At 60.6% G+C, this 5,134-nt stretch carries 3 protein-coding genes and 1 pseudogene; all 4 read right to left on the minus strand.

Annotation, left to right across the window (positions count from 1 at the left end):
* Positions 1 to 307: pseudogene (locus AAAC48_RS23215) on the minus strand (hypothetical protein); the annotation flags it as partial.
* Positions 308 to 321: 14 nt separating this feature from the next.
* Positions 322 to 2,379: a transketolase gene (tkt, locus tag AAAC48_RS23220; protein WP_340656456.1), complete on the minus strand. Its 2,058-nt coding sequence runs from the start codon at positions 2,377 to 2,379 to the stop codon at positions 322 to 324.
* A gap of 274 nt (positions 2,380 to 2,653) precedes the next feature.
* Complete coding sequence (gene zwf, locus AAAC48_RS23225) at positions 2,654 to 4,051, minus strand: glucose-6-phosphate dehydrogenase (protein ID WP_340656457.1); 1,398 nt, start codon at positions 4,049 to 4,051, stop codon at positions 2,654 to 2,656.
* A gap of 22 nt (positions 4,052 to 4,073) precedes the next feature.
* Positions 4,074 to 5,093, minus strand: a complete 1,020-nt coding sequence (gene gnd, locus AAAC48_RS23230) for a phosphogluconate dehydrogenase (NAD(+)-dependent, decarboxylating) (protein ID WP_340656458.1) — start codon at positions 5,091 to 5,093, stop codon at positions 4,074 to 4,076.
* Between the last annotated feature and the right edge of the window lie 41 nt (positions 5,094 to 5,134).

Consider the following 5,134-nt stretch of genomic DNA (forward strand, 5'->3'; position numbering starts at 1 on the left):
AGCCCGACGCATCCGGCTCTGGCCCCTGAGGGCATTCCATCAAGTATCGCAGTCGCTTGCGGGCTATCTTCGCCGCGAATTCGCGGATGATGATGCCACGTTCTACAATGACGGGAAGCGCGGCCAGCGCCATGCCGATTGCCGCGATGCTTGCCGGGGCATTGGACTCCGTTTTGTCTCGAACCAGGCCGTTGTCCGGGTTTGTATCGTGCAGATAGTACAGCAACGTCGTGAACTGCAGCCGTCCCCAGTCTTCATCGGTCGGCAGCCGGTCGATTTTGGCGTGGGTTGACTGCATTTCGCGCATGATGCGAATTTGCCCTACTTCCTGGGCAGCTGTGCTTTGGCAGCCGCAACGATATTTTCGACGGTGAATCCGAACTCCTGTTGCAACGCCTTAAGGGGCGCGGAGGCACCGAAGGTGTGCATCCCGATGGTGTGGCCTTCGCGGCCGACGTAGCGCTCCCAGCCAAAGGTTGAAGCCTGCTCGATCGCCACACGGGCCTGGACGTCCTTCGGCAACACGCTGTTGCGGTAATCCTCCGATTGGCGTTCAAACAGATCCCAGGATGGCATCGACACGACACGAGAGCGGATGCCCTCAGCGACGAGGGCGGCGTGCGCCTGCGCAGCGAGACTCAGTTCGCTACCGCTGGCGATGAGGATTACCTCCGGCTTGCCCTCCGGCGGATCCGCGAGGATGTAAGCGCCGAATGCGACACCGGCCGTTTGTGCGTTTCTTCCCCTGTCGAGCGTGGGTAGTGGCTGTCGCGACAGGACGAGCACCGCTGGCCGGTGCTTGAGCTGCATGATGCAGCGATAGGCTTCGACAACTTCGTTCGCGTCGCCGGGTCTAATCAACGTGAGTCCGGGAACCGCACGCAGGGATGCGAGCTGTTCGATGGGCTGATGCGTCGGACCATCCTCGCCGTCGCCCATCGCATCGTGCGTCAAAACGAAAAGCGTCGGCAGCTCCATCAAAGCAGAGAGCCGGATCGCGGGCCGCGCGTAATCGCTGAAGATGAAGAACGTAGCGCCGAACGGGCGCAATTTGGAGAGCGCCAGCCCGTTCACTATTGCCCCCATTGCGTTTTCGCGGATCCCGAAATGGAGATTTTTCCCTCCCGGGCTATCGGCCTGGAGATCACCGGCACCGTCATACTTCAAGGTGGTTTTGTTCGAGGGACCCAAATCTGCTGAACCGCCGAGAAACCAGGGGATGTTCTGCGCGAGAACATTGAGTACCTGACCCGAGGCGTCGCGCCCGGCAATGCCTTTCTCATCGATGACGAAGGTCGGCAGGTTGCGGTCCCAACCCGCGGGAAGATCGCGCCGCTGCATTTGTTGGATTTCCAGAGCAAGTCCAGAGTGCTTCGATTTGTAGGCGGAGAAGAGTTCATCCCATTGGCGGTGGATCTGTCCTCCGCGCGCTCCTACACCCGCCGCGAAGTGTTCGACGACGCCGTCGGGGACCAGAAACTTCGCGTCCTCGGGCCAGCCGTACCCCCGCTTGGTAAGCCGGATCTCGTCGTCGCCGAGCGGCTCGCCGTGCGCTGCGGCGGTGTCCTGACGGTTCGGTGAACCGTAGCCGATATGGCTATCGAGGATGATGAGCGTAGGGCGACCCTTCGTCTGTCGGAACGTCTGCAGCGCATTCTCGATGCGATCGACATCGTTGGCATCGCCGACGCGCAGGACGTTCCATCGATAACCGAGGAACCTGACCGCGACGTCTTCTGTAAAAGCGATGCTGGTGCTTCCTTCGATGGTGATGTGGTTGTTGTCGTAGACCCAACACAGATTTTCCAGACCAAGATGGCCGGCAAGCGACGCGGCTTCCGACCCGACGCCCTCCATCATGCAGCCGTCGCCGCACACTGCGTAGACGTCATAGTCGAAAATTTCGTATCCCGGCTGGTTGTATCGGTCGGCAAGCCAGCGACGGGCAATGGCCATGCCGACGCTGGTGGCAATTCCCTGTCCCAGTGGTCCGGTAGTGGCCTCGACGCCCGAGACCAGGTGGTACTCTGGATGCCCTGGTGCCTTGCTGCCGAATTGACGGAACCGGCGAATGTCATCGAGCGTCACTGCCGGTCGTCCCAACTTCTCATAGTCGGCGTTGACGGCCTGAACGCCGGCAAGGTGAAGCACCGACCAAAGAAGCATTGAGGCATGACCGTTGGAAAGCACGAAGCGGTCGCGGTTGGGCCAGACTGGATCCATCGGATCAAAACGCATCACCCGATTCCAGAGAGTGTAAACCAATGGGGCGAGCGCCATTGGCGTGCCGGGATGGCCGGAATTGGCGGCCTGCACTGCGTCCATCGATAGCGTGCGAATAGTATTGATCGATAGCAGATCCATTTGCTCGTTGGTCATGTGCCTCACCTATGAGTTGCCTTTCGCTGCGTACGTTTCCAGCCATTTTACTCAGGCGACTGAGATACCGACCTGCCGGGCTCAACTCGGCGGCCAGATATGTCTGGACGAGGTCCCAGGCGACTTGCCGGATTCCTGTCCAATCTCAGTTCGCACCTAGCGATCCTGCCGCCGCGTGGTCAGCGAAGAATCAGGGCCCGGTCCTGGCGAACTCACCGGCCGGTATGGGCGCGACGGGCCACCTGGTCGGCGTCCGCGAGTATTTCGATCCGCATCAGGTTTTGAGCCGTTCCGGAACCGCATCTGCCTCAATTGGATTGTGCCAGTCTCCTGGGGGCAAGAGAGCGTGGACCTCGGAGGGGCCCCAGGTGCCGACGTCGTATTCATAGACCGGCGTGTTTGCCGCCAGCACCGGATCGATAATTCGCCACGCCTCCTCGACATAGTCCTCGCGCGCGAAGAGCGTCGCATCGCCATGCATCGCGTCCCCCAGCACCCGCTCATAGGCATCCATCTCTCCGCTTCGGGAATTTCGGCTCGCAACCAGTTCGGCCGGAAGCCCGACAGAATCATAGGCTGGAGACAATACCATCATGCCGATCGCAATCGTGACATCCGGGCTGATCCGAAACCGCAAATGGTTCGGCACGTCGTTGGTTGCCTTGTATACGGTGGGTGGGCGGCGCAACCGTACGAATACTTCGGTACATGTAACCGGCAGGCATTTTCCGGCGCGGATGTAGAACGGCACTCCCTGCCAGCGCCAGGAATTAATGCTCAGCCGCAGCGCAGCGAACGTTTCAACCGTCGAATTCGGTGCGACATCGGGCTCGTTTCGGTATCCGCGAAACTGCCCCCGGAGAATGCTCTTTTCATCGAGCGTGGGGATCGCCTTGAGCACCTTGACCTTTTCGTCGCGGATCGATTCGCTGTCGGTCCTGACCGGCGGCTCCATGGTCAAATTGGTCAGCACCTGAAACAGATGGTTCTGGACCACGTCGCGGGTGGTGCCCGTTGCGTCGTAGAACGCGCCGCGGCCCTGGATCCCAAAATCCTCCGCCATCGTGATCTGTACGCTCTCAACGTGGTTGCGGTTCCAAATTGGTTCAAGGAAGGCGTTTGCAAAGCGGAAGTAGAGCATGTTGTGCACTGGACCTTTGCCGAGATAGTGGTCGATGCGAAATATCCGCTTCTCGTCGAAGGTACCAAGCAGGATTGTATTCAGTTCGCGGGCTGACTTGAGATCATGCCCGAAAGGCTTTTCGACGATCACGCTAGCGCCTTTGGTGCATTCCGCCTTCGCCAGCTGCTCGACGACCATGCCGAACAGGGCGGGCGGGATTGCCATATAGTGGGCGGGCCGCTGTGCATTTGCGAGTTCCCTGCGGAGCGCGCGGAAGGTTGCGGGATCGCCGTAGTCCCCGTCAACGTAGCGCAGGAGCGCGGCCAGATTCTTGAAGGCAGAAGGGTCCAGGCCGCCGTGTTTTTCAAGGCTGTCCTGCGCCCGATCACGAAACTGGTCGAGGCTCCAGCCGGCGTTGGCCACGCCAATCACCGGCACGTCGAGATGGCCCCGCTTCAGCATTGCCTGCAGCGCCGGGAAAATCTTCTTGTACGCCAGGTCTCCGGTGGCGCCGAAAAAAACCAGGGCGTCTGATTGCGCCTCGCTCATTGTGGTCTCCTCTCGGGATCCATCACTTGCCGGTCGTCTTTTCCAGATGGCCGCCGAATTCATAGCGCATCGCCGACATAAGCTTGTTCTGGAAGTCTGCATCTCCGCGCGAGCTGAAGCGTTCGTAGAGAGCCGTGGAAAGGACGGGCGCGGGTATGGCTTCGTCTATCGCGGCCTTGATGGTCCACCGCCCTTCCCCCGAATCCGAAACCCGCCCAGCAAACTTGGCGAGCGCGGGGTCCTCGACAAGCGCGGCCGCCGTGAGGTCCAGAAGCCAGGAGGCGACCACGCTGCCGCGTCGCCAAAGCTCGGCAATATCAGGGAGATTGAGGTTGTACTGATAAAGTTCGGGGTCGCGTAGCGGCGTCGTCTCTGCGTCAATTTCGTTCTGCTTCGTGCCGACATCTGCACCGCGCAGAATGCTCAGACCCTCTGCATACGCAGCCATGAGCCCGTATTCGATGCCGTTGTGGACCATCTTGACGAAGTGGCCGGCTCCGCTCGGTCCGCAATGCAGATAGCCCATCTCGGCAGTGCCGATTGGATTCTCGCGTCCCGGCGTGCGGACAATTCCGCCCAAGCCCGGCGCCAGCGTTTTGAAGATGGGATCGAGGTGTTCGACTGCGGCTTGCGGCCCGCCGATCATCATGCAGTAGCCGCGTTCAAGGCCCCAGACGCCACCGCTGGTGCCAACGTCAATGTAATCGATGCTATTCGCGGCGAGGTCCTTCGCTCGCCGTATATCATCCACGTAGTAGGAATTGCCGCCGTCGATCAGTGTGTCGCCGGCCTCCAGATGCGGCACGAGATCGGCGATAGTCTTGTCGACCACGGCCGCTGGCACCATCAGCCAGACTGCCCGCGGTTTGGTAAGCTTTTTCACCAGGTCCGCGAGCGCGCCGGCACCGTCCGCCTTTTCCTGAATCAGCGCCTGGACGGCCTGCGGCGACCGGTCGAACACAACGCATTGATGGCCATTCTTGAGCAGCCGGCGCGCCATATTCGCGCCCATCCGGCCAAGTCCGATCATTCCGAGCTGCATGACACGTTCCTCGCTGAGTTGGTTGGTCAAAATCGATGCCG

This window comes from Phyllobacterium sp. (assembly GCF_037994405.1).
Classification (GTDB): Bacteria; Pseudomonadota; Alphaproteobacteria; order Rhizobiales; family Rhizobiaceae; genus Phyllobacterium.